We start from the raw sequence: 25,539 nt of genomic DNA, 5'->3' as shown, positions 1-25,539 counted from the left end.
GCGGTCGAGCCCATCGACGGGGAGATGTTGGCGGTCTCGCCGGTGCGGCTGACGGTGACGACGGTGCCGTCGACGAGGGTCTCGGTGATCGAGCCGTCGGGCAGCGGCACGAAGGTGTCGGCGTTCGCCGCGCCTGCGGACAGGAAGCCGAGGGCGATCGCGGCGGTGGCACCGACGGCGGCGGTCTGCAGCCCGCGGCGCAGGCCGTTCTTACTGGCGTTCATTGTTCCCCTCTGAGGGTCTGGGTTCGCGAATGCGAGAAAGTGTGTGGGCGAAGAAGATCAGGTCAGCCGATGCTGAAGGGCTGGCCGTACAGGGTGGTCTTGGAGTAGTTGTCGCCGACGATCTCGACCACCGTGTAGGAACGGGCCTGGGCGAACCCGCCGCAGTTCTGGATCTCGAGCTGGGTGTCCTGGTATTGGACCGAGTACTTGCCGTTCTTCTTGATGTCCTTGCCCGCGACGTTCACGAACTTGACCTGACCCGCGGAGACCGGGACGGTCAGCGAACCGGAGATCGAGGGGCCCGAGAGGTCGATGCCCGCGCCGATCGATCCACCGAGGCCGGTGATGTCGACCTGGCAGCCGACGATGTAGCCGGTGCTGATCCGCGAGACGCCGTGCGTCGAGGAGTTGTTGGTGCCCTTGTCGTTGGTGGCACCGTTGAACGGCCCCACCTCGCCTTCCTTGGTGATGCCCTTGACATCGGCGGTGACCGTGCCCGAGACCCACGCCGTGCGGCCGGCACCGTTGGCGGCCAGCGACGGGGAGATCAGGGCGCTCTCGCCGGTGCGGGAGACGACCGCTCCCGGTCCGGCCTTCTGCCCGTCGGGCAGCGGCACGAGGGTGTCGGCGTTCGCCGCACCGGTCGACATCAGGCCGATCGCCACCGCCGCAGCGGCGCCTGCGCCTGCGATGCGGGCGCCACGGCGCAGGCCGGACTTGCGGTTCTCGCTCATTCGTTCCCCTCAAAGGTTCTGCTACTTCTCAACCTCGACCGCCGAGGCTGATGAGTGGTCCATACGGCCCGGCGAAGTATTGCCAACAATGGTGACCACGAGGTGAACTCGAGGTGATCAATGCGGGGCTGAGATTCGCCGGAGATATTTCCCTCGAATTCGAGGGAAAAGGTCCCGGCAGACGCGCATTTCTGAGCTCCGCCGACCCTGTTCCTGTACTGACTCGCGGAGGAGATTAACCACGCCTGACCAGCATGGCAATGTATGGAGAACCGGAAAACCGGGTGAGCCGCATCACTTCGTCAAGGTTGCGTTTCGCAATTCGGAGAGGCCTGCGCGGAAGGGTTGACAATTCGGCGGGGGTAGGTGTTCACCCGGCGTTTCATCACCGTCAATGTCGCGGACTCCCATGCCGATTTTCGCAATCGGACAAAGGGGGATCAACCGTGGTGCGGGGGAACCTGTCGCCGCAGCCAATCATCGGCCGACGAGGACTCCTCGGCCGAACCGTTGGAACGTTCGTCCCTGGTGGTCTCGGGCAGGACATCGCCGAAGATACGCGCCAGCCGGGCCCGATCGATCGGGTCCCGGCTGGGTGCGTTCTCGGCGTGGTCGGCGATGACTAGTCCTCTATCCCGGAGAGCTCCCCGATCACGTGACCGGCGAGCGGGCTGAGCGTGGCCATCCCGTCGCGAATGGCCGCTCGGGACGATGCCAGGTTCACCACGAGGGTACTGCCGGAGACCCCGACGAGTCCCCTGGACAGCCCGGCGTCGAGCGCGCCTGCCGCCAGGCCCGACGAGCGCAGCGCCTCACTGATCCCCGGGATCTCGCGGTCGAGCACCGCCGCAGTGGCGTCGGGGGTGACGTCGCGGGGCGAGACCCCGGTTCCACCAACGGAGATGACCAGGTCCACGCCGCCGATCACCGCGGTGTTGAGTGCGTTGCGGATCTCCACCTCGTCCGCGGACACCGCGACGGTCGCGTCGACGAGGAAGCCCGCCTCTCCGAGCAGTTCCGTGACCAGCGGTCCGATCGCGTCGACCTCTGCACCGTGGGCGGCGCGGTCGTCGACGATCACGACGAGGGCACGCCCGGCAAGTGTGGCTTCGATGTCCATGACTCCTACGGTAGTGCCCGGCACCACGGTCGGCCCCGACCGCCCGTGAATCCGACGGACCGCGACGGACGAACGGCCGTGCCTGTCGGCACGGCCGTTCGTCGGGTACATCAGCGACCGCCCTGCGTGGGCGCGGTGCCGAGGGTGACCTCGACGGTCTTCTCGCCGAGTCCCTTGGCGTCGGTGTAGGTGATCTTCACCTTGTCCCCCGGTGCGTGCGAACGGATCGCCGCGATCAGGGCGTCACCGCTGTCGATGACGCGGTCGTCGACCTTGGTGATCACCGCGCCCCCTGGGATCCCGGCCTTCTCGGCCGGCCCGCCCGGCGAGACGTCCTTGACGCCCGCCCCGTGCGAATCGTCCTTGGAGGCGACCGTGACACCGATGATCGCCTGCGAGGCCTTGCCGGTCTTGCTCAGCTCGTCGGCGATGCGCCGGGCCTGGTCGACCGGGATCGCGAACCCGAGGCCGATCGAGCCGCTCTGCTGGCCGCCCGCCTGGGCGCCGCCGAGGGTGGCGATCGCCGTGTTGATACCGATCAGCCTGCCCTCCATGTCGACGAGAGCACCGCCGGAGTTGCCGGGGTTGATCGCCGCGTCGGTCTGGATGGCGTCGATGACCGTGCTCTGGTTGGCCGCTTCCCCGCTGGTGGACACCGGCCGGTTCAGCGAGGAGATGATGCCGCTGGTGACGGTGCCTGCCAGCCCGAGCGGCGATCCGATCGCCACGACGCCCTGACCGACCTGGAGGTCGGCGGAGTTGCCCAGCTCGATCGGGGTCAGGTCGTTCTTGCCCTCGACCTTGATCACCGCGAGGTCCGACATCGGGTCCGTGCCGATCAGCTTGGCCGCGGCGGTCGATCCGTCGGAGAACGCGACCATGATCTTGCCGTCCGGGCCCGCGCCCGACGCGACGTGGTTGTTGGTCAGGATCAGCCCGTCGGAGGACAGGATGACGCCCGAACCCTCGCCCTCGGCCTGCCTGCCCGCGACCTGGATCTGCACCACGCTCGGCAGCACCTTCTGCGCCACCGCCTGCACGGAGCCCGCGGGCGCGTTGGCCGCAGGCTTGGCGTTGGCCTTCGGGGCGTTCAGCGAGTTCGTGACCGGCCCGACGTTGTCGCCCGCGGCCCAGGCGCCGGCGATCCCGCCGATGCCGCCGCTGACCAGGGCGAGCGCGATGGCGCCCGTGGCGAGGGCGACGCGAGAGGGCCGCGGCTTGACGGCCGTGGCCGCACCCGGCGCGGTGGCCGGGTCCGCGGTCGGAGCGGCGGCGCCTGCCCCGGCCGTCGGGTACTGCTCGGTCGGCCGGTACGCGCCGTACGGTGCCTGCGCGTACCCCTGCTGCTGGTAGGGCTGCTGGTACTGCGGGTACGCCGCGGTCGCCTCGGCCGACGCCTGCTCGTGGCCTGCCTGCGGCATTCCGACGGTCGGGGCGGTCGACTGGTGGCTGGGCTGCGACGGTGCAGGCTCATGGCCCGGCTGGGGCTGGTTCGGCTGACTGCTGTGGTCGTCGGTCATCGCGATTGGTATCCGTTTCTCCCCTGCGCGCCCTCGGCGCACTCTGTTCGATCTCGTTACTGACGACTGTGCACGGGCGGTCTGAGAGGGTGCTGAGATCAGGCTGTCAGTTTGCCGAGACCCTTCCGGTCGCCTGTCCTCCCGGCACGAACTCGCCCTCTCCCGGCAGCACGATCGTGATGAGGGCGCCCCCGAGCTCGGACCGGCCCGCCTCGACCGTGCCACCGTGTTTGACCACGACCTGCCGGACGATGGCAAGGCCAAGCCCGGATCCGGGCATCGAACGGGCGGCGGTCGACCGGTGGAACCGCTCGAACACCAGCTGCCGGTCCTCCTCCGGGATCCCGGGGCCCGCGTCGGCGACGGTCAGCGCGAGACGGCCGTTGTCGAGCTGCTTCATCCGCACCTGGACCGCCTGGCCGGGCGGACTCCACTTGGCCGCGTTGTCGAGCACGTTCAGCACCGCCCGCGCGAGGCCTGCACCGTCGCCGTAGACGAACCACGGGATCGTCTGCGCCTCGAAGTCGACCTCGTTGCGCCGCCTGCGGACCCGCTCGAGCGAGCGTTCAACGGTGTCGCTGAGGTCGATCCGCTCGTGCACGGTCTCGGGCGCGTCCTCGCGGGCGAGATCGACGAGGTCGCCCACCAGGGTGGAGAGCTCCTCGATCTGTGCGACCACGTCGGCGCGCAGCTCCGCCATGTCCTCGTCCGGGATCTGCGGCGCCCCGGGCCGTCCCGCGGCGATGAGCAATTCCATGTTGGTGCGGAGCGAGGTCAGCGGCGTACGCAGCTCGTGGCCTGCGTCCGCGACCAGCCGGCTCTGCCGGTCTCGCGACTCGGCGAGGGCCCGCAGCATCGTGTTGAACGACACGGTCAGCCGGGCCAACTCGTCGTTGCCGGTGACCGGGATCGGGGTGAGGTCGTCGGTTTTGGCCACCCGTTCGGCGGCCGCAGTCAGACGCGCGATCGGCCGTAATCCGGTTCGGCCCACTGCCATTCCGGCGAGGGCGGCGAGTCCGACTCCGCACCCGCCGACGACGAAGAGCACCCACGCGAGCCGGTCGAGCACCTCCCCGGTCGTGGCCAGGCGTTGCGCGATCACCAGGGTGCTGCCGAGATTGGTCTTCTGGGTCAGCACCCGCTGGCCGTCGACGGTGCGCAGGGCGGTGTCGTGTTCGCCCCTGGCCACCGACATCTCGGCATCCCCGATCGGCGCGTTGGAGCCGGGCGGCATGTAGACGTTCTGATCCGGGAAGATCAGCGCGACGCTGATGTCGTTGGAGTAGAAGGTCGCCAGCGAGATGTACCGGAAGTCCATCGCGTCGAGGTTGTTGTCGATGAGGGTGGCCGAGCGGGTGCGCAGCTGCGAGTCGACCTCGGCGTAGAGCGCGCGCGAGACCACCGCGTACGCGGCGATGGCCATGACCGCCACCGCGATTGCCACAACCGAGGCCGCGAGCAGGGTGACGCGCCAACGCAGCGACACCGACCGGGTCAGCGGCATCGGTGGCCGCATCTCGGGCATCGGCGTCGGCTCACCGTTGGCGCCGGTGCCGTTCGTGGCGGCGCCGTTCCGACCGAAGGGGGCAACCATCACGGAGGCGTCTCCCGGAGCACGTAGCCGACACCGCGAACGGTGTGGATGAGGCGGGATTCCCCCTCCGCCTCGGTCTTTCGTCGCAGATAGCCCACATACACCTCCAGTGCGTTGCCCGAGGTCGGGAAGTCGTAGCCCCATACCTCCTCGAGGATGCGGCTGCGGGTGAGCACCCGGCGCGGATTCGCCATCAGCATCTCGAGCAGTGAGAACTCGGTGCGGGTGAGGCTGATCGAACGGCCGGCCCTCGTGACCTCGCGGGTGACCGGGTCCAGCGTGAGGTCCTCGAACGCCATCGCCTCGGATTCGGCGCCCACGTCGGGCGCGGCGCGGCGCAGCAGGGCGCGCAGCCGGGCGAGCAACTCCTCGAGCGCGAACGGCTTGGGCAGGTAGTCGTCGGCCCCCGCGTCGAGGCCCGCGACCCGCTCCGACACCGAGTCCCGCGCGGTCAGCACGAGGATCGGCAGGTCGTCACCGGTGCTGCGCAGCCGACGGCACACCTCGAGCCCGTCGAGGCGCGGCATCATCACGTCCAGCACCAGCGCGTCGGGCCGCGCCGCCGCGACCTTCTCGAGCGCGTCGACGCCGTCGACGGCGAGGTCGACGGTGTAGCTGTTGAAGGTCAGGGAGCGGCGGAGGGATTCCCGCACGGCACGGTCGTCGTCGACCACCAGGATGCGCATGGTCACAGTTTGACCCCACGAACTGAGATCACGCTGAGAGGGGTCTGAGCGGCGACGGTCAATCGTGACCTCTCAGCTCTCGGATATCCGGGGGCCGGGCAGGTTCCAGTGCCGCCACAGGGCGAGCAGTCGCACCGTCGAGGCCGACACCGTGCCCACCACGAGCCCGAGGTCGGACGAGAGCCCGAGCTCCAGGCACGCGACCGTCACTGTGGACCCGATCAGCGCGGGCACCGCGTACAGGTCGCGGTGCAGCAACAGCGGCAGCTCGTTGACGAGCATGTCGCGCAGCACGCCGCCGCCGATCGCGGTGGTCGCCCCGATCAGGCACGCGGCCTGATCGCTGGCACCCGCGGCGAACGCGATGACCGCCCCGCTGCTCGCGAACAGCCCCATGCCGAGCGCGTCGAGCACCAGGATCTCGCGGCGCAGCTTGGAGACCGCCGGGTGCAGGAAGAACACGATCACGGAAGTGACGAGCGCGGTGGTGAACGTCGGCCAGGTGTTCAGCGCGGTCGGCGGGTGGATGCCGAGGAGCACGTCGCGGATGACACCGCCGCCGATGGCGGTGAACACCCCGAGCAGACAGACCCCGAAGATGTCGAGGCGCTTGCTGACGCCGACGAGGGCGCCGGAGGCGGCGAACGCCACGACGCCGATCAACTCCAGCACCTTGAGCAGCACCGGTCCAGGGTGCCACGGCGGAAGGCGGTCAGCCGTCAGCCGGTCCCGGACCGGCCGACGGCCATCGGGTCAGCGCCCGCCGGGTTCGTAGAGCCCGAGCCGGACCGCGCGGACCAGTCGCCGCGGCACCCGGTGGGTCACCCCGCCGACCGTCACCTCGACCAGGTCCGGCGCTGTGGCCTTCCACTGGGCTCGGCGGCTGCGGGTGTTCGAGCGCGACATGCGTCGCTTCGGGACTGCCATTTCCTGCTCCTCCTGTTGGGTCGGGGTGTGGTGGTCAGCGCGCGCGCTTGCCGTACCGGCGCTCGAACTTCTCGACGCGTCCCGCGGTGTCCATCAGCCGGGCGGCCCCGGTCCAGAAGGGGTGCGACTCGTTGGTCACGTCGACGACGACGAGGGGGTAGCGGTTGCCGTCCTCCCAGTCGATGCTGCGGTCACTGACGATGGTGGACCTGGTCAGGAAGTTCGACCCCGTGGCCGAGTCCTGGAAGACCACCGGGTGGTAGTCGGGGTGGATGCCGTTCTTCATGCGCGATCCTCTCTGTTGGTCTCGCCGGGTAGCGAGTCGATTGCCTGCGGTCCTTGCCCGACCTCGGTGCCCGCGTCCTCGCAGGGGTCGAGGTGCCACTGCCCGAACGGGTCCGGCCAGCTCGCCCAGTCGGGCTCGCGCCCCAGCTCCTCGTCGGTGACCAGGGCCCACCGCAGGGCCCGGTCGATGTCGTCCGGGTCCGCGGTGTGCACGAGCACCACCAGCGAGGTGTCGCGGTCGCCGAACCGCTCGTCCCAGCGCAGCGCGGCAAGGGCACGGCGCGCGGTCGGTACCGTCTCCTGCTCCTGCGGGGTCATGGCCGCGAGCCAGCGCCCGGCGGACGCGACCCGCAGCCCGCCGCCCGCGGATTCGAGCCAGCACACGTGCTCGGGCTGGGTGGCCAGCCACAGTCGGCCGCGCGCGGTGACCACGCCGTCGAGCAGCACGTCGACGGCCTCGTGCAGGCGCTCCGGATGGAACGGGCGATTCGCGGTGAACTCGACCAGCGCGACGCCACAGTCCGGGGCGAGCGGCGGTTGCCCACGCAGCAGGGCCGAGTGCGCGTCGCCGACCTCACCGCGCCTGGCGCCCGCGGGAATCCGCGCCAGCAGCCGCTCGGCCTCGACCGCGCCGCCATCGGCCACCCAGTCGATCGGAGCCGACGGCGCGAGCCGGGCCAGCACGGCGTGCAGCTTCGCCTGCGCCCAGCCGTCCGCGGCGCGGCCGGAGACGACGAGGGCGTCCGCGTAGTCCACCTGCCCGACGACCAGCTGCGCGACGGTGCGCTCGTCGTCGCCGCCCGCCGTCAATCCCCGATCCTCCAGTCCGTCGTCGCCGGTCGCGTCGTCGAGCCAGGTGGCGGCGTCGACGCAGGTGATAACGGCCTCGACCCGCACGTCGCGCGATGCCGCGCCGTCGATCTGCCCGACCACGCCCGCGACCGCGACGTGCTCGATCGCCCAGCACAGCGCCTCGGGTTCGAGCGCCCGGTCGAGGTGCAGCACGATCCGACGGACCGAGCTGCGGGCGTGCAGGCGGCGCAGCAGCGGCAGCAGGTCCTCGCGGAGCGTGCAGGACACGCAGCCGTGGGCGAGCTCGAGGAGGTGGGTCCTGGCGATGCCGTCGGCCCCGGTGACCGTGCGGCGCAGGACGCCCTCCCGCAGGTGCTCGAGGTCGTGATGGACCAGCACGGTCCCTTCCCCCAGCAGGGCACGCGTGGTGGCGTCGACGGCGTCCGACCACCCCGACACCAGAACGAGCGGCGTCCGCCGATCACTCACCTCAACACCTCTTTCGGTAACGATTGTCATTAGCCAAAGGCAACGCTACAGTGAACTCACGCTGTTGTCGAAAATGATTGTCATCTCTATGCGAGAGGGCTCAGGAGGAACGCCATGTCGGCGCACTGCCAGGTGACCGGACGCAAACCGGGTTTCGGTAAGTCCGTGTCCCACTCCCACACGCGGACCAACCGCCGGTGGGACCCGAACATCCAGAAGAAGACGTACTACCTGGCGGGCGAGGGCAGGCGCATCACGCTGACCGTCTCCGCCAAGGGCATCAAGACCATCGACAGGGACGGCATCGAGGCCGTCGTGGCCCGGATCCGCGCACGGGGAGAAAAGGTCTGATGGCACGCAACGAGATCCGTCCGATCGTGAAGCTCAAGTCCACCGCAGGCACCGGGTACACCTACGTGACCCGCAAGAACCGCCGCAACGACCCGGACCGGATGGTGCTCCGCAAGTACGACCCGGTGGTCCGCAGGCACGTCGATTTCAGGGAAGAGCGCTAGGCATGGCCAAGAAGTCCAAGATCGCAAGGAACGAGCAGCGCAAGCTCGTGGTCGCCCGGTTCGCCGAGCGCAGGGCCGAACTGAAGGAGATCATCCGGCGACCGTCGAGCAGCGCCGAGGAGCGTGCGAGCGCCCGCGCCGCCCTGCAGCGTCTGCCGCGCGATGCGAGTCCGGTACGATTGCGAAATCGTGACGCTGCGGACGGACGTCCGCGAGGTCACCTACGGAAGTTCGGCCTGTCTCGTGTGCGTGTGCGCGAGATGGCCCATCGTGGGGAACTGCCAGGCGTCCGCAAGTCCAGCTGGTAATTCGAGCCGTAAGGGAAGCAATGGCAGTCAAGAGAGCCCCGTCCAAGAAGCCGCGCGGCGCTGACGCGGGTCGCAAGCCCAAGAAGAACCCGCTCTTCGCGGCGAAGATCACGCACGTCGACTACAAGGACGTGAACCTGCTCCGCACGTTCATCTCCGACCGCGGCAAGATCCGCAGCCGTCGTGTCACGGGCCTGACCCCGCAGCAGCAGCGCCAGGTGGCCGTCGCGGTGAAGAACGCCCGCGAGATGGCCCTGCTGCCGTTCACCAGCACCAGCCGGTAGTCAGCGCAGAAGCCGAGGCCGCGCAGTCCGCAAGGACTGCGCGGCCTTCTGCGTTCCCTGGCGCCTCGCCGAGTGTGCAGCTACCCACACTCCCTCTCGGCGTTTGCCCCGACAACTGCACACTCGGCGGTCAGCTGCGGACCACGTCGAGTTGCTCCGGCGCGATGACGTCGGCCAGCCGGTCCCACGGCACCGTGATCACCACGAGTCCGATCGCGTGCGGGCCCACCTGGTAGTCCGAGAAATGGATCTCCATGCCAGCAGGCGTCGGCAGCCAGTTCGCGAAGTTGAGCTCGGTCGGCTCGATTCCCTCGCGCTCGAATTCCGCTCCGGCCGCGGTGGCGGGCAACAACCGCGCGGACTCCTCGGAGAGCCGGTTCAGCCCGGCCTGCAGGTCGGAGAACAGCGCCGACAGGGTGATCGGCTCGGCATTGTCGGCGCCCACGACCACCGTGGCGACCAGCGGGGTGGGGTGCGCCCCAGGCGGGTTGGCATTCCACGAGGTCACCAGCAGGCCGCTGACCACTCGTCCCCCGACCCTGGCGAACGCCTCCCTGCCCGTCAACGTGAACCGTTCGTCGCCGGGACCGTCGACCTGGTCCTGCAGCGCCGCCGCGACGGATTCGTTGAACTCGGCGGCCACCGCGGGATTCCCGCCCTCGATACGCGGCAGCGTGACGTCGTACTGGACGCGCCCGGTGTCGCCGGTCGACCTGCTCGTGGTCGCGGTGTACGGGCCGGCTGCCTGTGTGCCCTCGGCCGCGGACGGGGTCGCCTCTGACGTCACCGCCGACGTCGGCGCCGGGGACGACTGCGCCGCCGACGGCTCGGGCACCGCGGTCCCGCCGCCGTCCGAGGAGCAGGCTGCCAGGCCGGCCAGGAGCACCACTGCAACGGCTCCTCGGCGCACGACACGGAAGGCTCGCATGGATGGCACTCCTCTCGACGGGTGGATCAATGATGCACTCCCTGGCCGGGCCCTCGAGGCGCACCGGAGTTCTTCGCCTGGCTAGCGACTAGACTCTTGCGGGTTCTACGAGGAGGTCCGCGGGGTGTCAGGTGTGTTCGCGGGCTTCACGGTCATCTTCGTCGTCATCGCCATCGGCTACATCCTGGGCCGGACGCGGGTGCTCGGCGAGCACGGCGAGTTCGTGCTCGGTCGGTTGGTGTTCTTCGTCGCCACTCCCGCGCTGCTCTTCGACACCCTCGCCACCGCCGACCTGGCGACGGTCTTCTCCCCCACCCTCGCGGTGGCCGCGGCCACGGCCTTCGTGGTCGGCGGCGTGTACCTTGCGATCGCGCTCGGCTGGCTGCGCAGGCCCCTGCCCGAATCCACGATCGGCGCGCTGGCCGCCTCCTACGTGAACTCCGCCAACCTGGGCATCCCGATCTCGGTGTTCGTGCTCGGCGACGCGTCGTTCGTGGCACCGCTGCTGCTGTTCCAGATCGTGGTGTACTCCCCGATCGCGCTGACCGCGCTCGACCTGGCGACCACCCGCAAGGGAACCTCGATCCGCGACACGCTCATCACCCCGTTCCTCAACCCCATCGTGGTCGCCGGGATCGCCGGACTCGTGGTCGCCATCGCAGGCTGGACGCTGCCGGAATCCCTGATCCAGCCGTTCCGGATCATCGGCGGGGCCTCCGTGCCGGGGGCGCTGCTGGCCTTCGGGTTGTCGCTGTACGGGGTCCGGGTACTCCAGCGCGGCGTCAGTCCCCGCCGCGAGATCGCCCTCGCCTCGGTGCTCAAGATCCTGGTGCAACCGGTGTTGGCGTACCTGATGGCCCGCTTCCTGCTCGGCCTCGACGGCCACGACCTGTTCGCCGTCGTGGTCGTCTCCGCGCTGCCGACCGCGCAGAACGTGTTCGTGTACGCGAGCCGCTACCGGCGCGGCACGGTGCTCGCACGGGACACCGCCCTCGTCACCACCCTGGCCTCGATCCCCGCCATCGCGCTCGTCGCCTGGGCACTGGCCTGACGCTCACCCGGCCGATCTCCGGCTACGGTGAGCCCATGCGCATCCTCGCCGTCGCGGCCCTGCTCAGCCTGGCCCTCGCCGGTTGCTCCGACGGCGACGCGTCGGATCCGGCCACCGCCCCGAGTTCGCCCGCGGTGACCACCCAGGCGCCGATCGTCGCGGTGACGAGCCCGGCACCGCCGCCGGTGAACGACCCCGACGCCGAGCCCGGCATGGTGTTCACGGCCGACCCGACCATCGTCGAGGCGCACCCCACCCCCTTCGAGTCCTACACCGTCGTGGGCGAGACCGGCGACCGCGTGGCAGTTCACTTCACCGCCGGGGCGCCCGAGTGCTACGGCGCCGACGCCACGGTCACCGAGTCCGCCTCCTCCGTCACCATCGCGCTGCGCACCGGCACAAGGGCGGACGCGGTCGACAGGGTCTGCGTCATGATCGCTGTGCAGGCCACCCTCGAGGTCCAGCTCGCCGCGCCCCTCGGGAACCGACAGGTGATCAGCGGATAGCGGCCCGGACTGTGCGCGATCTTCACCCCGACCGGGGTACGACCCGCGCACGGGCCGCGGAGCGGCGCCGCATGTAGTCGCTGACCACGGCCGCACCGAGCCCGTCCAGGTCCGGGGCCACGACCCGGCCGCCGACCCGCTGCGCCATCCGGTCGACGACCCTGGCCAGCCCCGGATCGTCGCCGAGCCGGAAGATCGTCACCTGGGCGCCGAGCCGTGCGAGGTTGTCGAACTCACGGACGGTGAGCCCCAACGTCTTCGGATGCGGCGGATAGTCGAAGAAGGCGTGCCCGTCCGGTTCCAGGTGTGCCGTCGGCTCCCCGTCGGTGACGATGAGCACGACCGGCTGGGCGTTCGGGTTGCGCCGCAGGTGCCTGCCGGCCAGCAGCAACGCGTGATGGAGGTTGGTGCCCTGGTCCCATGCGCCGTCGAGCCCGGCCAGCTCGGCCGGGCTGAGCTGCTGGGCGACGCGGCCGAACGCGATCAGCTGGAGGTCGTCGCCGCGAAACCGCGTGGTGATCAGGTGGTTCAGCGCCAGAGCCGTGCGCTTCATCGGCACCCACCTGCCGTCCATCACCATCGAGAACGAGGTGTCGACGAGCAGGGCGACCGCGGCATGCACGCGCTGCTCGGTCTCGGCGACCTCCACATCCGAGACCCGCAGCCGCACAGGAAGGGAGGTCGCGGAGCCGCCCGTCGCGGCCCGGAGCACCGCGTTCGTCACCGTGCGGGTCACGTCCCACGGCTCGGTGTCACCGAACTCCCAGCCCCTGCTGGCCCCCGTCGGCTCCCCCGTCGCGCCTGCCCGCTGGGTGTCGCGCTCGCCGCGCCGACCCGAGAGTCGCTGCGCCACATCCCGGAACGCCGACTGTCCGAGCTGGCGCATGGCCTTCGGCGAGAGCCGCCACTGGCCGTCCGCCCCGCGCGCGAGGAAGCCCTGCCGCTGCAGCGCCCGCTCCAGTTCGGCAAGCGTGCGGGCGTCGGCCGCCGCCCCGTCACCGAGCTGCCTGGCCAGCGCCTCGGGGTCGATGTCGTCGAGCTGCGCGCCCGCGTACTGCTGCGAGAGCTGCTCGGCGAGCTGCTCGAGCTCGGCGATGTCCGCCAGTGCCCCCGTCCCCTCCCCGAGACCCATGCCGTCGTCGCCGCGGAACCGCTGGGTGCCGTCCCAGTCCTCGCCGGGGCGCGCCGCCCGCAGGTTCGAATCCAGCCGCTCCAGCTGATCGATCAGGCTGGGGCTGCCGAACGCCTGCTGCGCCAACGCGTCCAGCTCGGCGCGCTGCTCCGGGGTGAGCGAGTTGCGCAGCCGCTGCGCAGCCGCGGCCCGCCGCGCCAGCGAATCGAGCAGCTCCTCGGTGTTGCGCGGGTTCTCCGGGAAATAGTCGCCGTGCGCCGCCATGAACTCGTCGAAGTCTGCTTGGGTGTCCTCGCCGCGAGAGTGCTTGTCCAGCAGGTCGTTCAGGTCGCGGAGCATCGCGTCGATGCGATCGCGGTCCTCGTCGGTCGCACCTGCGAGGGCCTCCTTCATCCCGGCGAACCGCTGATCGAGCAACTCCCGGCCGAGCAGCTCGCGGATCTTCTCGTAGTCCGCGCGGGCGGACGCGTCGCGCCAGCGGTACTCCGACAGGTCCCGCACGGCCTGGGCCGTCGACGTCGGCAGCTCGTCGAGCTGCAACTCGGAGAACCGGGCGTCGTCGTCCAACGCGCGCGCCAGCTCCTTGCGCTCGGCGAGCAACGCCCGCTCCAGCAGCTCGCGGACCTCGTCGAGGGTGCCACCGAGATGATTGCGCTCCAACAGCTCTCGCCTGCGCCGATTCGCGCGCGCGGCGAGATCGTCGAGGCCGCGCGTGTCCGCCGTGCCGCGGCGCAACAGCTCGCGCAGCGCCCGCCGGGGCGACGCGCCCTCGAGCACGTCGTTGCCGATCGCCTCCAGCGCCTCCCGCAGGTCCACCGGCGGGAGCAGCGGGTCCGGGCCACCCTGGTACGGCCCGTAGCGCGCCCGGTGCGGATCACCCCGGCCCCCGGACCGGGGATGCCGGGCGCTGGGGCGCGGCGGCTCGGTCATCCGCTGTACACCAATTGTCCGTCGTCGTCGGGGAGCTTCGCGATGCGCCGGGCCAGGTACAGCCCCTCCAGCGCCAGCTCCACCGCGGACGCCCGCGCCCCCGTGCTCTCGGCACCGAAGCGCGCGGCCACCTCGTCCAGCACGTCGATCTCGGGCAGCTCGCCGAGCAGGTCCTTCGCGGTCACCCGGTCGCCGGTGATCACCGGCCCGCCCGCCTCGACCGCCGCCACCAGGGGCGCCAGGTCCACCCCGCCGAGCCGCTCGCGCACCGTGTCCGCGGTCGCCCGGCGCAGCAGGTGTTCGAGCACGTCCAGCTCGCGCCCCTCCTCGCCGGACTCGAACTCCACCTTGCCGCGCAGCACCTCGATCACCGTGCCCAGGTCGACCGGCCGCGCCACCGGGTCGGCCTCGCCGAGCACCGCGCCGCGGTGCACGGCGGCCGCGCTGACGGTCTCGGCCCCCGCCACCGCGAACCGGGCGGACACGCCCGAGCGCTGGTCCACCGAGGCGGACTCGCGCAGCAGTCGGGTGAACCGGGCCAGGATCTCCAGGAGGTGGTCGGGCACCTCGGCGCGCAGGTGCGCCTCCTGCTCGATGACCGCGACCTCGTCCTCGAGTGCGGCCGGGTAGTGGGTGCGGATCTCGGCGCCGAAACGGTCCTTGAGCGGGGTGATGATGCGGCCGCGGTTCGTGTAGTCCTCCGGGTTCGCGCTGGCCACCAGGAGCACGTCCAGCGGCAGCCGCAGCGTGTACCCGCGCACCTGGATGTCGCGCTCCTCCATCACGTTCAGCAGCGAGACCTGGATCCGCTCGGCCAGGTCGGGCAGCTCGTTGATGCCGACGATGCCGCGGTGCGCGCGCGGGACCAACCCGAAGTGGATGGTCTCCGGATCCCCGAGGCTGCGCCCCTCGGCGACCTTCACCGGATCCACGTCGCCGACCAGGTCCGCCACGGAGGTGTCCGGCGTCGCGAGCTTCTCCGAGTAGCGCTCGTCGCGGTGCCGCCAGGCCACCGGCAGCTCGTCACCCATGGCGGCGGCGCGGCGGATCGAGGCGGGCGTGATCGGCTCGTACGGGTGCTCGCCCAGCTCCGCACCCTCGATCACCGGGGTCCACTCGTCGAGCAACAGCGGCAGGGTGCGCAGCAGCCGGGTCTTGCCCTGGCCGCGCTCGCCGAGCAGCACGACGTCGTGGCCCGCGATCAGGGCGCGCTCGAGCTGCGGCAGCACCGTGTCGCCGAAACCGACGATCCCCGGCCACGGCTCGCGGCCGTCACGCAACGCTGCGAGCAGGTTCTCTCGCATCTCGTCCCGGACCGGTCGCAGCACGTGTCCGGACGCGCGCAGTTCGCCGACCGTGCGCGGAAAACCATCGGGAGCGGTGGCAGTCACCACTTCACGCTACGAGCGTTCGGCGAATTCGGCACGCGTGTGGCCAAATCGGCATCTACCGAGCCGCGGGCCGCGTGGCCGATTCGAGACCTCGGATCGCCGACACCGCGGCACACCGCGGGGTAGTTTCCGCGGGTGCGGGTTGCACTCGGCAGTCCGCCGCGTCGAGATGCGGAGCGCCCATCATGACCGCGGAGCACGATCACAACACCACCCCACCTGCGAACAAGCGCCTGCTGGCCCTCGCCGTGGTCCTGCTGCTGCTCCCGATCGTCGCCATCCTGTGGGTCTCGAGCTACGCGCGGACGGGCCCCGAACTGGGCGGCGTGCCGTTCTTCTTCTGGTACCAGTTCCTGTGGGTGTTCCTCTGCGCGGGCGCCACCTGGTCGGCCTACCGGATCGTGTTGAGGGCCCGCCCGCACCGGCCGATGACCGACGGGCCCGCGCAGGAGGTCGACGGCGACGGGTCCGACCGGTGAACACCACGACCACGCTGGCCGCGAGCGAGACCGGTGTCAACGGCGTGGCACTGGCCGTCCTGATCGCCCTGTTCACGCTCGTGACGGTGATGGGCTTCCTGGCCTCCCGCTGGCGCCGGGCGTCGAACCTGCAGACCCTCGACGAGTGGGGGCTCGGCGGCCGCAGCTTCGGTACCTGGGTCACGTGGTTCCTGATCGGCGGCGACATCTACACCGCCTACACCTTCATCGCGGTGCCTGCCGCGATGTTCGCGCTCGGCTCGGTGAGCGGCTTCTTCGCGATCCCGTACGCGATCGTGGTGTACCCGATCATCTTCGTCTTCATGTCGCGGCTGTGGTCGGTGAGCCACCGGCACGGGTACGTCACCACCGCGGACTTCGTCGGCGGCCGGTACGGCTCCCGGTGGCTCTCGCTGGCGATGGCACTGACCGGCATCCTCGCGACGATGCCGTACATCGCGCTGCAGCTGGTCGGCATCCAGGCGGTGCTCGAGGTCATCGGCATCGGCGGCGCGGACAACGTGATCGCCAGGGACCTGCCGCTGCTCATCGCGTTCGCGGTGCTGGCCGCCTACACCTACTCGTCGGGCCTGCGGGCACCCGCGATCATCGCGTTCGTCAAGGACACGCTGATCTACCTCGTCATCATCGTGGCGGTGATCTACCTGCCGTCCCGCTACGGCGGCTGGGGCCACATCTTCGACGCCGCCGAGGCCAAGATGACCACCCCCAATCCCGCCACCGGCAAGCCGACAGGGACGTTCATCCCGAACAGCCAGCAGTACTGGGCCTACGCGACCCTGGCGCTCGGCTCCGCGCTGGCGCTGTTCATGTATCCGCACTCGATCACCGCCACCCTGTCGTCGAAGTCCCGCAACACCATTCGGCGCAACGCCGCGATCCTGCCCGCTTACACGTTCCTGCTTGGCCTGCTCGCCCTGCTCGGCTGGGTGGCGATCGCCGCGGGCACCAAGCCGATCGGCCTCGACGGCAAACCCAATGCGCAGCTGGTGGTCCCGCAGCTGTTCGAGGACGCGTTCCCCGCCTGGTTCGCCGGGGTCGCGTTCTCGGCGATCGCGATCGGCGCGCTGGTGCCTGCGGCGATCATGTCCATCGCGGCGGCGAACCTGTTCACCCGCAACGTGTACCGCGAATGGTTCAGGCCCGGCGCGACGCCTGCGCAGGAGGCCAAGGTCAGCAAGCTGACCTCGTTGTTCGTCAAGTTCGTCGCGCTGATCTTCGTGCTGACCCTCGACAAGCAGAACGCCATCAACTTCCAGCTGCTGGGCGGCATCTGGATCCTGCAGACCTTCCCCGCCATCGTGTTCGGGCTCTACACCCGCTGGTTCCACCGCTGGGCGCTGCTCGCGGGCTGGGCGGTCGGCATGGTGTACGGCACGATCGCGGCGTACAACGTCTCGTCCGCGACCGCGCCGCACTTCGCCGGCTCGCTCGCCTCGATCCCCGGTATCGCACAGATGGGCTACATCGCGTTGACGGCGTTCGTGGTCAATATCATCGTCGCCGCGGTGCTCACGCTGGTCATGCGGGCGGTCAACGCGCCGGAGGGGGTGGACGTGACCATCAGGGGCGACTACTTCGCGGACGCGGGCGATCCCCGGGTGACACAGCTGCCGCCGACCCCGACGGAGGCCACCCCCAGCCCGTGACGGGCACGGTCGGGAATCCGGCTGGCACGCCGCCGAAGACTCCTAGACTCTGCCCATGGAGACCTGGCTGCTGCCCGTCCTGCTCGGACTCGGTCTGGCCGCGGCCACCGGGCTGCGCACCTTCCTTCCGCTGCTGATGCTCAGTGCGGCCGCGCACTTCGAGCTGTTCGGCATCGCCCTCGGTGAGAGCTTCGCCTGGGTCGGCTCGACGGGCGCGTTGGTCGCGCTCGCCGTCGCGACCGCGGTCGAACTGCTCGCAGACCTGATCCCCGTCGTGGACAACGCCCTCGGCGTGTTCGGTACCTTCACCCGGCCGATCGCGGCGGCGATCGCCGCGGGCGCGGTGTTCACCGATCTCGGCCCCACCGGTGCGGTGATCGCGGGCATCATCGTCGGTGCGCCGACCGCACTGGCGTTCAGCGCCGCCCAGACCGGGACAAGGGCGGCGAGCACGGCGGGTACCGCCGGGTTGGCGAATCCGGTGATCTCGGTGGTCGAGGACGTCCTCTCGTTCGTCATGGTGCTGGTCGCATTCGTTCTCCCGCTACTGATCCCGGTGCTGCTCGCCGCCCTGCTGTGGTTCGCGTGGAAGGGTGTGCGCCGAGTGCGGGCGCTGCGGCAGGCGTAGGACGCGCCGCAGCGCCAACACCACCGGCGTCAGGGGATCTGCTTGGCCAGACCGTTGCGGCGGAAGTCGGAGAACTGCCCGCTGTCCGAACAGAATCCACAGTTCTGGCCGAAGAACTCGGCGCGGGCGTTCTGGTCGTCCATCAGCCAGTACCGGAGCCACGCCGTGGACGGGCCGCGCATGTCGCCGCCCGAGATACCGGTGCCGAAGTGGGTGGCGCCGCGCAGCTCCGCATACTCGGCCGGGACGTGGTCGGCGTCGTTGTACATGCCCTTGACCAGGACCGGCCACACGATCGCGTCGAACTGACCGGCGAGGAACAGCACCGGTTCGTCGATCAGATCGACGTCGTTGAGCGGGCCCGGCTGGATCGCGACGACGGTGTCCACCCGGGGGTCGACGGCGGCGTTGATCGCACCCGATCCGCCCTGGGAGTGGCCGGCCGAGCCGATCCGGTCCAGGTCCACCTTGCCGTGGAAGACGCTGGCGGGGTCGGCGTCGAGACCCTCGATGAGGTCGATTCCGCTGCGCATGGTGATCGCGAAGTTGCTCGCGGGCGTGTTGGCGGCGACCACGATGAAGCCGTGGCTGGCGTAGTGCCGCAACAGCAGGGTGTAGGCACCGGGGAGCACCCCGGTGCCGTTGCCCCAGATGACCACGGGGTGCTTCTCCCCGTGCGCCCCCATGTTCTGGGGGTAGTACAGCGTGTGCACCGCACCGATGCTGACCTCGGGCGCGTAGGGACCGGGCGCGGCCCAGTTCCGCCCGACGCTCGGGATGCCCTCGGCCTGAGCGGGGGCGGCGACGGCCGTCAGTGTCACCGCGGTGACCGCGGCCGTGACGGCGGCGGCCAGCCAGGCCCTGACCATGGAAGTGCGAGTGCGCATGCGCGAACCTCTTCCCTTTCGATAGTCGCCCGAGGGCGCGTTGTGCACCGGCACAGCATGTCTCCTGCCCGGTGACGGGGAGTACTGGCGTGAAAGCTATGCCGCACCCCCGCCGCCCGTTGCCGGAAAGCCGATCTCCGCGCGGGCCTTGTGCCCGAGCACAATCGGGCGGCCCCCGCACTGGCTCGGCCGCCCAGATCGGGCTATCGGCGGGCGGCCTCCACGGCCAGGGCCAGCTCGATCATCGCGCGCGGGTCGGTGATCGAACGGCCGGTCAGATCCTCGATCCGCCGCAACCGGTTCAGGACGGTGTTGCGGTGGCAGAACAACGCCGAGGCCGCGCCCGCCGCCGAGCCGCCGGCGTCCAGCCAGGCGGTCACGGTGTCGAGCAGCAGGTCGCGTTCGACCGGCGGCAACCGCAGCACCGGGCCCAGCACCACCGTGCGGAGTCGCTCCGCGAGGTCCGGCTGGGCGGCGACCAGCGCAACGGGCAGTCGCCGGTCGAGCACCACCACCTCGTCGGTGCCCGGCGCGCAGGTCTGCAGCGCGATCTCGGCGAGCCAACGGGCCCTGGCCAGCTCGGCCAGCGAGCCCACCACCGGGCTGATCCCGGCGGACACACCCTGCTCCTCCAGCAGCCGGGCGGGCTCGGCCACCTCGTCCGACCCGAGCGAGATCAGCCCCACCTCGTGGTCCGCGCGGATCCGCCACAGGATGTGGAGGCCCCCGGTCGCCGCGTACCCCCTGTCCCGGGGCAGACCGGCGCCCCGCCCGACCGAGCGCACCACGGCCACCGCGTAGCGGCCGCGCTCGGCCAGGCCGAGAAAGGCCGACGCCTCCGCGACGAGGCCGGCTCCCCCGCCGACGGGGAAGTCGGCTCCCGGCCCGCCCAGCAGGACGTCGAGCACCGCGTTCCGCCGCTCGCCGTCCCGGGCCAGGCGCTCGGATTCCGCCTCCTGATAGGCATCGGCGACCGCGCCGACGAGGAGGTCGACGATGTCCCACAGGTCGCCGACGCACGGCAAGAGGTCGGGCAGCGAGGCCGGGTACTCCTCCGCCACCGTCTCGATCATGGCCTGCCAGAGCAGCCGGCAGCCGCGCCGGTACGCGTCCTGCAGCGAGGACAGCGGCAGGCCCTGCTCGGCGCGGGTCCGGCCGGTCCATGCGGCGTCGGAGAGGTCGACCGGACGATCCTCGGAGCGGTCCAGCATCGAGGTCATGGCCTGACGCAGGTTGTGCAGGATCGTGTCCCGCAGCTCCACGGGGGCGACCAGCGCCGCGTAGGCGCCGTCCTCGGCGAGGATCTGCTCGGCCAGGCCGGTGGCGATCGCGGGCAGCCGCCCCGAGAGCGGCCGCGCCACCGCGGTCAGGATGTGTGAGGCGTTGTCCCCGTCGCGCACCCAGCCGCCGCCCTTCTCCACGAGACCATCCCGCGGCCGCAGGCACGGTGCGTGATGAGCGCGATGGTAGCCCGCGGGGCGGCGCCGACGGGCTCGTTCCCCTGCCCCGCGCTCTGGTAGACAGTGGGCCATGGCCGACACCGAGATCACCTTTGCCAGCGGCGACGTCACCCTGCACGGCAACCTTCGGGTCCCCGACGGTGTGTCGGGCCCCGTGCCAGCGGCCCTGCTCCTCGCAGGCAGCGGGCCGACGGACCGCAACGGGGACAGCGCCCTGATGCCCGGGTCCATCGGCACCCTCCGCTTCCTCGCCGACACGCTGGCGGACGCCGGCTTCGCGAGCCTGCGCTACGACAAGCTCGGCAGCGGGGAGACCGGGCTCGGGCCGTACGAGGTCGAGGACGTCGCCGGGCTCGGCTTCTCCACCTTCGTCGACGCGGCCGCGGACGGGCTGGATTACCTTGCGGCGCAACCCGGTGTCGATGCGGACCGGCTGCTGGTGATCGGGCACAGCGAGGGCGCGCTCGTCGGGCTCGCGCTGGCCGTCGCCGACGACGCCCCGGCCCTCGCCGGGCTCGGCCTGCTCGAGCCGCTCGCGGTCCGGCTGCTCGACCTGCTGACCCGGCAGATCAACGCGCAGGTGGACGGGGCCCTCGGTGCCGGGGCGCTCCCGCTCGAGCTGGCCGATGAGCTGCGCACCGCGCTGACCGAGGCCGTCGAGTCGTTGCGCGCCGACGGCACCCTCCCCGACGACCTGCCCGAGCCGCTGCGGATGGCCGGGTTCGTGCCCGTCAACGCCAAGGCGCTCGCCGAGGAGGACGCGCTCGACCCGCGTGTGCTGGCAGGCGCGCTGCCCGCCGGACTGCCCGTGCTGACCAGTTGCTCGGCCCGGGACACCCAGGTCGCGGACGCCGACGTGGACGCGCTGGACGCGGCGCTGTCCGCGGTGGCGTTGACGTCGGTCCGGATGACCACGGCCAACCACGTGCTCAAGGAGATCGGCGAGCGGGACTCGACCGGTGCCGACTACATCGAGGACCTGCCCTACTCCGCGGAGTTCGGCGCCGGCTTCCGCAACTGGCTCGCGGGGCTCTAGTCCGCCCTAGCCGCGGTCGTCTCTGGCACCGCGGCCGTCGTCGAGTGTGCACCTGCCGTCGCGCCTACCCGACCGATGCCCCGACAGCTGCACTCTCGACCGATCTGTGGACAACCGAATCGGGTGTCCACAGGTGACCGAAGGCCCCACCGCCGCGGCGACCCGTCGGTCAGTGTCGAGGCATGGGGGAATTCGACGAACCGTTCCTGGGGAGCGCCGCGGTCACGGCAGGCGCCCTGACCGACCGGCAGCTGCGCCTGGACCACCACCAGATCCACCGAGATGTGTACATCGCCAAGGGAATCGGTCTCGACGCGATCCTCCGCGCCCGGGCCGCGGCACTCTGGGCCGGTGAGGACGGGATCCTCGCCGGGATGTCCGCCGCCGCCGTGCACGGCGCCAAGTGGATCGATCCGGGCGCTCGCGCGGAGCTGTTCCGAACGGGCAGCAGGCGCGGCACGCGGGGAGTCCTGATCCACGGCGACGCGTTGGCCCCTGACGAGATCTGCGTCGCGGGTGGGTGGATCGCATCGACCCCGGCCCGCACCGGCTACGACCTCGGTCGTCGGTTGCCGTTCGACCGCGCCGTCGAGGCGCTCGATGCGCTGTGCCATGCCACCGACACGAAGCCCGGGGAGATCGGTGCGCTGGCCGAGAACCACCGCGGGGCAAGGGGAATCGTCCAGCTCCGCCAGGTCCTCGAACTCGTCGACGGCGGCGCGGAGTCGCCGCAGGAGACGCGAACCCGGCTGCTGCTGATCGACGGCGGGTTGCCGCGCCCGGCGACACAGATCCTCGTCCGGGACTCGCGCGGCCGCGTCGTCGCGCGATCGGACATGGGGTGGGAACGCTGGAAGGTGCTCGTGGAGTACGACGGCGACCAGCACTGGACCGACGAGAGCCAGCGCGCGTGGGACCTCGAGCGGCTCGAGCTGCTGACGACTCTCGGGTGGCGGGTGGTGCGCGTCGGTTCCGCCCAGCTGCGACTGCGTCCGCACACCGTCGCGGCCCGCGCCCGCGCCGCACTGCGGGCGGCGGGCGCCCCGGTCTGACGGTCCGCCGAGTGTGCAGTTTCCGACGCCCCACCTCGGCCGATGCATCGGTAGGTGCACACTCGGCGACCACCGCGCGGATATTGGAGATGCGCGGGGTCCCGGTGTGCTGTACCGTTCTCGCCTAACCAACGACGCCTAGACCGAAGGGACGGCCACCATGACGCACTACGCGCACCTCAGCGCCGTACCCGCGTGGCATTGCCACATGTCGGCCAAGCGCGTATCCCGAGAACGATCCTGACGTAGCGGATCCGTTCTCGGCACCCAGGGCACTCGCCCGGGTGCCTTTTCTTTTACCCGAACACCCCCGAGCGGAAACCTTCCGCACACACAACACAGACAGACTCGAGAAGTCCAGAACGAGGAGTTCCCCATGAAGCTTCGAATCAGCCAACTGTCCACGGCACCGCCGCTGACGTCCCTGCCCGCCGACCTCACCGGCCACGCGGTCACCCTCGACCTCTCCCACACCGACGCCGCCCAGCGAGCGGCCGCGACCGACCTGGCCCGTGAGCTGCTCGACCGCGGAGCGGCCCGGATCGTGATCTCCGGCTCGGCCGCCTGACCACCGCCGCGGCCGCGGCGTCGAGCGTGCACATACCGGGGCATCGCCCGGGTGGAAACGACGAAAGGTGCACACTCGGCGGGAGAACCCGCGAGCGTGCACCTTCGTCAGAACGTCGGCGCGAGAAGAACCTCAGTGCGCGAAGTGGCGCGCCCCGGTCAGGTACATCGTGACGCCCGCCTCGCGCGCGGCCTCGATCACCTCGTTGTCACGGACCGAACCACCCGGCTGCACGACCGCCTTGACGCCCGCGTTCGCGAGCACCTGGAAGCCGTCGGGGAAAGGGAAGAACGCGTCGGATGCACCAACCGAACCGGTGACCCGGTCCCCCGCGCGCTGCACGGCCAGGTGCGCCGAGTCGACGCGGTTGACCTGGCCCATGCCGACGCCGACCGAGGCGCCGTCGCTGGCGAGCAGGATCGCGTTCGACTTCACGGCACGGCATGCGCGCCAAGCGAATTCGAGATCCTTCAGGGTCGCGGCGTCGGCCGCGTCACCGGTGACCAGGGTCCAGTTGGCCGAGTCGTCGCCCTCGGCGTCGAGCACGTCCCGCTCCTGCAGCAGCGCGCCGCCGGAGATCGGGCGCAGCTCCACGCCGGTCGCGTTCGGGACGGCGGCCTCGAGCACCCGCACGTTCTTCTTGCGGGCCAGCACCTCGACGGCACCGGGGGCGTAGGACGGCGCGATCACGACCTCGGTGAAGATCTCGGCGACCTGCTCGGCCATCTCGACGGTCACCTCGCGGTTCGCGGCGATGACGCCGCCGAACGCGCTGACCGGATCGCAGGCGTGCGCCTTGCGGTGCGCCTCGGCGATGTCGGCACCGACGGCGATGCCGCAGGGGTTGGCGTGCTTGATGATCGCGACCGCGGGCTCGGCGTGGTCGAAGGCGGCGCGCCAGGCGGCGTCACCGTCGGTGTAGTTGTTGTACGACATCTCCTTGCCGTGCAACTGCTTCGCCTGCGCGAGTCCCGCGGGAGCCGCCGGGTCCTCGTACAGCGCCGCGGCCTGGTGCGGGTTCTCGCCATAACGCAGCACCGCGGTGCGGTTCCAGCTCGCGCCTGCCCACTCGGGGAACTGGGAGTCGGACTCGACCATCACGGAGGTCATCCAGCTCGCCACCGCGACGTCGTAGGACGCGGTGTGCTGGAACGCCTGCGCGGCAAGTGCGGTGCGCTCGGCCAGGGTGAATCCGCCGGCCGAGATGGCGGCGAGCACGTCCTCGTACTTGCCCGGGTCGACGACGACCGCGACCGACGGGTGGTTCTTGGCGGCGGCGCGCACCATCGACGGGCCGCCGATGTCGATCTGCTCGACGCACTCGTCAGGGGTCGCGCCGGACGCGACGGTGGCGGTGAACGGGTACAGGTTCACGACCACCAGCTGGAACGCCTCTACGCCCAGCTCGACGAGCTGATCGAGGTGCTCGTCCTTGCGGGTGTCGGCGAGGATGCCCGCGTGCACCCGCGGGTGCAGGGTCTTCACGCGACCGTCGAGGGTCTCCGGGAAGCCGGTCAGGTCCTCGACCTTGGTGACGGGGATGCCCGCGTCGGCGATCTTCGAGGCCGTGGAGCCGGTGGAGACCAGCTCGACCCCGGCCTGGTGCAGCCCGGTGGCCAGTTCCACGAGGCCGGTCTTGTCGTAGACGCTCACCAATGCGCGGCGCACAGCCTTACGTTCGGTCACTTCGGGATCACGGCCTTTCGTCCATCGGAAATAACACCTCGGGTGGCGACGGCGGCGAGAACCTCCGCCAGCAGTCGCCGTTCCACCGTCTTGATCCGCTCGTGCAGGCTCGCCTCGTCGTCGGACTCGAGCACGGGCACCGGCTCCTGGGCCAGGATCGGTCCGGTGTCGACCCCCGCGTCGACCAGGTGCACGGTCGAACCGGTGACCTTCACGCCGTAGGCCAGGGCATCGGGCACCGCGTGCGCGCCGGGAAACGAGGGCAGCAGAGCGGGATGGGTATTGATGATGCGGCCGCCGAAGCGGTCGAGGAACTCGGGACCGAGGATCTTCATGAACCCGGCGGAGACGATGAGGTCCGGCTGGTACGCGTCCGTCGCCTTGGTCAGCGCCCGGTCCCATGCGGCCCGGTCGGCGTGATCGCGCAGTCCGACCCGGAAGGCGGGGATGCCTGCGGTCTCCGCGTGCCCGGCGGCGGCGCAGTCGCGGTCCACCCCCACAGCGACGATGCGGGCGGGGTAGTCGTCGACGGCGGCCGCGATCAGCGACTGCAGCAGGCTCCCGGTACCGGAAGCGAGGACCACGACTCGGACCGGCTCGGTCGAGCCGGGGCGGAAGTACTCACGCGAGGCAGTCAGCGCTCTACTCCTGTGTGCG

General features: G+C 70.7%; 28 protein-coding genes and 1 pseudogene. 12 read left to right on the top strand and 17 right to left on the bottom strand.

Annotated elements, in window-relative coordinates; all coding sequences use genetic code 11:
- The 10 genes and pseudogenes from RM1_RS13165 to mrf all read right to left on the bottom strand — a co-directional run.
- Positions 1-224 (bottom strand): annotated as a pseudogene (locus tag RM1_RS13165) (MspA family porin); the annotation flags it as partial.
- Positions 225-286: 62 nt separating this feature from the next.
- On the bottom strand, positions 287-958 hold the full coding sequence (locus tag RM1_RS13160) for an MspA family porin (protein ID WP_072751753.1): 672 nt from the start codon (positions 956-958) through the stop codon (positions 287-289).
- A 622-nt stretch (positions 959-1,580) separates the two neighbouring features.
- Positions 1,581-2,078, bottom strand: a complete 498-nt coding sequence (locus RM1_RS13150; protein ID WP_037176160.1) for a MogA/MoaB family molybdenum cofactor biosynthesis protein — start codon at positions 2,076-2,078, stop codon at positions 1,581-1,583.
- 110 nt (positions 2,079-2,188) lie between these two features.
- Entirely contained in the window at positions 2,189-3,598 is a 1,410-nt protein-coding gene (locus RM1_RS13145) for a S1C family serine protease (protein ID WP_072751752.1), read from the bottom strand.
- 106 nt (positions 3,599-3,704) lie between these two features.
- Entirely contained in the window at positions 3,705-5,192 is a 1,488-nt protein-coding gene (locus RM1_RS13140; RefSeq protein WP_072751751.1) for a HAMP domain-containing sensor histidine kinase, read from the bottom strand.
- Entirely contained in the window at positions 5,192-5,878 is a 687-nt protein-coding gene (locus tag RM1_RS13135; RefSeq protein ID WP_027500784.1) for a response regulator transcription factor, read from the bottom strand. The genes RM1_RS13140 and RM1_RS13135 overlap by 1 nt, the downstream gene beginning before the upstream one ends.
- A 72-nt stretch (positions 5,879-5,950) precedes the next feature.
- On the bottom strand, positions 5,951-6,562 hold the full coding sequence (locus tag RM1_RS13130) for a trimeric intracellular cation channel family protein (RefSeq protein ID WP_027500785.1): 612 nt from the start codon (positions 6,560-6,562) through the stop codon (positions 5,951-5,953).
- Positions 6,563-6,631: 69 nt separating this feature from the next.
- The gene (gene rpmF, locus RM1_RS13125) at positions 6,632-6,805 is read right to left on the bottom strand and encodes a 50S ribosomal protein L32 (protein ID WP_027500786.1); all 174 of its coding nucleotides are present in this window, start codon (positions 6,803-6,805) and stop codon (positions 6,632-6,634) included.
- Between the two features lie 34 nt (positions 6,806-6,839).
- Positions 6,840-7,091, bottom strand: coding sequence for a type B 50S ribosomal protein L31 (locus tag RM1_RS13120; protein WP_072751750.1), 252 nt, complete (start codon positions 7,089-7,091; stop codon positions 6,840-6,842).
- The gene (gene mrf, locus RM1_RS13115; RefSeq protein ID WP_072751749.1) at positions 7,088-8,401 is read right to left on the bottom strand and encodes a ribosome hibernation factor-recruiting GTPase MRF; all 1,314 of its coding nucleotides are present in this window, start codon (positions 8,399-8,401) and stop codon (positions 7,088-7,090) included. The genes RM1_RS13120 and mrf overlap by 4 nt, the downstream gene beginning before the upstream one ends.
- 84 nt (positions 8,402-8,485) lie before the next feature.
- Between mrf and rpmB the strand changes: the two genes are divergently transcribed.
- The 4 genes from rpmB to rpsR are packed head-to-tail and all read left to right on the top strand — an operon-like array spanning position 8,486 to position 9,478.
- A complete protein-coding gene (gene rpmB / locus RM1_RS13110) occupies positions 8,486-8,722 on the top strand; it encodes a 50S ribosomal protein L28 (protein WP_072751748.1) in 237 nt (78 codons plus the stop codon).
- Positions 8,722-8,886 carry a 50S ribosomal protein L33 gene (rpmG, locus tag RM1_RS13105; RefSeq protein ID WP_027500790.1) on the top strand — a complete coding sequence of 55 codons (165 nt, stop codon included), beginning with the start codon at positions 8,722-8,724 and terminating at the stop codon, positions 8,884-8,886. The genes rpmB and rpmG overlap by 1 nt, the downstream gene beginning before the upstream one ends.
- 2 nt (positions 8,887-8,888) lie before the next feature.
- Positions 8,889-9,194 carry a 30S ribosomal protein S14 gene (rpsN, locus tag RM1_RS13100; RefSeq protein WP_072751747.1) on the top strand — a complete coding sequence of 102 codons (306 nt, stop codon included), beginning with the start codon at positions 8,889-8,891 and terminating at the stop codon, positions 9,192-9,194.
- 20 nt (positions 9,195-9,214) lie between these two features.
- A complete protein-coding gene (rpsR, locus tag RM1_RS13095; RefSeq protein ID WP_027500792.1) occupies positions 9,215-9,478 on the top strand; it encodes a 30S ribosomal protein S18 in 264 nt (87 codons plus the stop codon).
- 130 nt (positions 9,479-9,608) lie between these two features.
- Here rpsR and RM1_RS13090 read toward each other — a convergent pair whose 3' ends face one another.
- The gene (locus RM1_RS13090) at positions 9,609-10,406 is read right to left on the bottom strand and encodes an RsiV family protein (RefSeq protein WP_072751746.1); all 798 of its coding nucleotides are present in this window, start codon (positions 10,404-10,406) and stop codon (positions 9,609-9,611) included.
- A gap of 124 nt (positions 10,407-10,530) precedes the next feature.
- On the opposite strand from RM1_RS13090, the gene RM1_RS13085 reads away from it, so the two are divergent.
- Together RM1_RS13085 and RM1_RS13080 are read left to right on the top strand one after the other, a co-directional pair.
- Entirely contained in the window at positions 10,531-11,457 is a 927-nt protein-coding gene (locus RM1_RS13085) for an AEC family transporter (protein WP_072751745.1), read from the top strand.
- A 35-nt stretch (positions 11,458-11,492) separates the two neighbouring features.
- Entirely contained in the window at positions 11,493-11,963 is a 471-nt protein-coding gene (locus tag RM1_RS13080; protein WP_072751744.1) for a hypothetical protein, read from the top strand.
- A gap of 22 nt (positions 11,964-11,985) precedes the next feature.
- Here the strand turns inward: RM1_RS13080 and RM1_RS13075 are convergent, their stop codons facing one another.
- A complete protein-coding gene (locus RM1_RS13075) occupies positions 11,986-14,025 on the bottom strand; it encodes a vWA domain-containing protein (RefSeq protein WP_245816286.1) in 2,040 nt (679 codons plus the stop codon).
- Entirely contained in the window at positions 14,022-15,419 is a 1,398-nt protein-coding gene (locus RM1_RS13070; protein ID WP_083576701.1) for a sigma 54-interacting transcriptional regulator, read from the bottom strand. Before RM1_RS13070 ends, RM1_RS13075 begins: the two co-directional genes overlap by 4 nt.
- 182 nt (positions 15,420-15,601) lie before the next feature.
- On the opposite strand from RM1_RS13070, the gene RM1_RS13065 reads away from it, so the two are divergent.
- The 3 genes from RM1_RS13065 to RM1_RS13055 are packed head-to-tail and all read left to right on the top strand — an operon-like array spanning position 15,602 to position 18,193.
- Positions 15,602-15,895, top strand: a complete 294-nt coding sequence (locus RM1_RS13065; protein ID WP_083576700.1) for a DUF3311 domain-containing protein — start codon at positions 15,602-15,604, stop codon at positions 15,893-15,895.
- Positions 15,892-17,565 (top strand): monocarboxylate uptake permease MctP, encoded by a 1,674-nt coding sequence (mctP, locus tag RM1_RS13060; RefSeq protein WP_281252139.1) that lies wholly within the window; start codon positions 15,892-15,894, stop codon positions 17,563-17,565. Before RM1_RS13065 ends, mctP begins: the two co-directional genes overlap by 4 nt.
- Before the next feature lie 55 nt (positions 17,566-17,620).
- Positions 17,621-18,193: a DUF4126 domain-containing protein gene (locus RM1_RS13055; protein ID WP_072751743.1), complete on the top strand. Its 573-nt coding sequence runs from the start codon at positions 17,621-17,623 to the stop codon at positions 18,191-18,193.
- A 29-nt stretch (positions 18,194-18,222) separates the two neighbouring features.
- Here RM1_RS13055 and RM1_RS13050 read toward each other — a convergent pair whose 3' ends face one another.
- Both RM1_RS13050 and RM1_RS13045 read right to left on the bottom strand, forming a co-directional pair.
- A complete protein-coding gene (locus tag RM1_RS13050; RefSeq protein ID WP_083576699.1) occupies positions 18,223-19,080 on the bottom strand; it encodes an alpha/beta hydrolase family protein in 858 nt (285 codons plus the stop codon).
- 203 nt (positions 19,081-19,283) lie between these two features.
- Positions 19,284-20,501 carry a PucR family transcriptional regulator gene (locus tag RM1_RS13045; protein WP_083576698.1) on the bottom strand — a complete coding sequence of 406 codons (1,218 nt, stop codon included), beginning with the start codon at positions 20,499-20,501 and terminating at the stop codon, positions 19,284-19,286.
- A gap of 109 nt (positions 20,502-20,610) precedes the next feature.
- Here RM1_RS13045 and RM1_RS13040 point away from each other — a divergent pair, with 109 nt between their 5' ends.
- From RM1_RS13040 to RM1_RS13030, 3 genes are all read left to right on the top strand, one after another.
- Positions 20,611-21,576 (top strand): alpha/beta hydrolase family protein, encoded by a 966-nt coding sequence (locus RM1_RS13040; RefSeq protein ID WP_072751742.1) that lies wholly within the window; start codon positions 20,611-20,613, stop codon positions 21,574-21,576.
- A 182-nt stretch (positions 21,577-21,758) separates the two neighbouring features.
- Positions 21,759-22,628: a type IV toxin-antitoxin system AbiEi family antitoxin gene (locus RM1_RS13035; RefSeq protein WP_072751741.1), complete on the top strand. Its 870-nt coding sequence runs from the start codon at positions 21,759-21,761 to the stop codon at positions 22,626-22,628.
- Positions 22,629-23,004: 376 nt separating this feature from the next.
- A complete protein-coding gene (locus RM1_RS13030) occupies positions 23,005-23,196 on the top strand; it encodes a hypothetical protein (protein WP_027500842.1) in 192 nt (63 codons plus the stop codon).
- Positions 23,197-23,328: 132 nt separating this feature from the next.
- On the opposite strand, the gene purH is transcribed toward RM1_RS13030, so the two are convergent.
- Positions 23,329-24,882 carry a bifunctional phosphoribosylaminoimidazolecarboxamide formyltransferase/IMP cyclohydrolase gene (gene purH / locus RM1_RS13025; RefSeq protein WP_072751740.1) on the bottom strand — a complete coding sequence of 518 codons (1,554 nt, stop codon included), beginning with the start codon at positions 24,880-24,882 and terminating at the stop codon, positions 23,329-23,331.
- Positions 24,879-25,520 carry a phosphoribosylglycinamide formyltransferase gene (gene purN / locus RM1_RS13020; protein ID WP_072751739.1) on the bottom strand — a complete coding sequence of 214 codons (642 nt, stop codon included), beginning with the start codon at positions 25,518-25,520 and terminating at the stop codon, positions 24,879-24,881. Before purN ends, purH begins: the two co-directional genes overlap by 4 nt.
- Positions 25,521-25,539: the final 19 nt, after the last annotated feature.

This window comes from Rhodococcus maanshanensis NBRC 100610, from assembly GCF_001894865.1.
Classification (GTDB): domain Bacteria; phylum Actinomycetota; class Actinomycetes; order Mycobacteriales; family Mycobacteriaceae; genus Rhodococcus_G; species Rhodococcus_G maanshanensis.
This window is presented reverse-complemented; position numbering and strand designations above follow the sequence as displayed.

Coding starts and splice junctions, on each gene's coding strand:
- RM1_RS13150 (WP_037176160.1), bottom strand. CDS start 2,078: ATGGACATCGAAGCCACACTTGCCGGGCGTGCCCTCGTCGTGATCGTC.
- rpmG (WP_027500790.1), top strand. CDS start 8,722: ATGGCACGCAACGAGATCCGTCCGATCGTGAAGCTCAAGTCCACCGCA.
- RM1_RS13065 (WP_083576700.1), top strand. CDS start 15,602: ATGACCGCGGAGCACGATCACAACACCACCCCACCTGCGAACAAGCGC.
- RM1_RS13140 (WP_072751751.1), bottom strand. CDS start 5,192: ATGGTTGCCCCCTTCGGTCGGAACGGCGCCGCCACGAACGGCACCGGC.
- RM1_RS13145 (WP_072751752.1), bottom strand. CDS start 3,598: ATGACCGACGACCACAGCAGTCAGCCGAACCAGCCCCAGCCGGGCCAT.
- RM1_RS13090 (WP_072751746.1), bottom strand. CDS start 10,406: ATGCGAGCCTTCCGTGTCGTGCGCCGAGGAGCCGTTGCAGTGGTGCTC.
- rpmF (WP_027500786.1), bottom strand. CDS start 6,805: ATGGCAGTCCCGAAGCGACGCATGTCGCGCTCGAACACCCGCAGCCGC.
- RM1_RS13030 (WP_027500842.1), top strand. CDS start 23,005: ATGAAGCTTCGAATCAGCCAACTGTCCACGGCACCGCCGCTGACGTCC.
- RM1_RS13055 (WP_072751743.1), top strand. CDS start 17,621: ATGGAGACCTGGCTGCTGCCCGTCCTGCTCGGACTCGGTCTGGCCGCG.
- RM1_RS13050 (WP_083576699.1), bottom strand. CDS start 19,080: ATGCGCACTCGCACTTCCATGGTCAGGGCCTGGCTGGCCGCCGCCGTC.
- RM1_RS13120 (WP_072751750.1), bottom strand. CDS start 7,091: ATGAAGAACGGCATCCACCCCGACTACCACCCGGTGGTCTTCCAGGAC.
- mrf (WP_072751749.1), bottom strand. CDS start 8,401: ATGACAATCGTTACCGAAAGAGGTGTTGAGGTGAGTGATCGGCGGACG.
- RM1_RS13075 (WP_245816286.1), bottom strand. CDS start 14,025: ATGACCGAGCCGCCGCGCCCCAGCGCCCGGCATCCCCGGTCCGGGGGC.
- RM1_RS13135 (WP_027500784.1), bottom strand. CDS start 5,878: ATGCGCATCCTGGTGGTCGACGACGACCGTGCCGTGCGGGAATCCCTC.
- RM1_RS13160 (WP_072751753.1), bottom strand. CDS start 958: ATGAGCGAGAACCGCAAGTCCGGCCTGCGCCGTGGCGCCCGCATCGCA.
- RM1_RS13040 (WP_072751742.1), top strand. CDS start 20,611: ATGGCCGACACCGAGATCACCTTTGCCAGCGGCGACGTCACCCTGCAC.
- RM1_RS13035 (WP_072751741.1), top strand. CDS start 21,759: ATGGGGGAATTCGACGAACCGTTCCTGGGGAGCGCCGCGGTCACGGCA.
- rpsN (WP_072751747.1), top strand. CDS start 8,889: ATGGCCAAGAAGTCCAAGATCGCAAGGAACGAGCAGCGCAAGCTCGTG.
- rpmB (WP_072751748.1), top strand. CDS start 8,486: ATGTCGGCGCACTGCCAGGTGACCGGACGCAAACCGGGTTTCGGTAAG.
- rpsR (WP_027500792.1), top strand. CDS start 9,215: ATGGCAGTCAAGAGAGCCCCGTCCAAGAAGCCGCGCGGCGCTGACGCG.
- RM1_RS13080 (WP_072751744.1), top strand. CDS start 11,493: ATGCGCATCCTCGCCGTCGCGGCCCTGCTCAGCCTGGCCCTCGCCGGT.